Here is a 295-nt window from a genome sequence, read left to right as displayed (position 1 = left end):
CTACACGCTTGAACCTGGACAACCGTCGCCAGGCCCACCTAGCCTTCTCCGTCCCCCCATCGCAATTGTAAGAAGTACGGGAATATTAACCCGTTTCCCATCGACTACGCCTTTCGGCCTCGCCTTAGGGGGTCGACTTACCCTGCCCCGATTAACGTTGGACAGGAACCCTTGGTCTTCCGGCGAGGGGGTTTTTCCCCCCCTTTATCGTTACTCATGTCAGCATTCGCACTTCTGATACCTCCAGCATGCTTTACAACACTCCTTCAACGGCTTACAGAACGCTCCCCTACCC

Annotated in this window: 1 rRNA gene; it reads right to left on the bottom strand. The window is 55.3% G+C overall.

Annotated features, from left to right (window positions below):
• Window positions 1-295, bottom strand: a 23S ribosomal RNA gene (locus tag GVO60_RS22255); the annotation flags it as partial.

It is taken from the genome of Vibrio atypicus (assembly GCF_009811315.1).
GTDB classification, from domain to species: domain Bacteria; phylum Pseudomonadota; class Gammaproteobacteria; order Enterobacterales; family Vibrionaceae; genus Vibrio; species Vibrio atypicus.
This window is presented reverse-complemented; position numbering and strand designations above follow the sequence as displayed.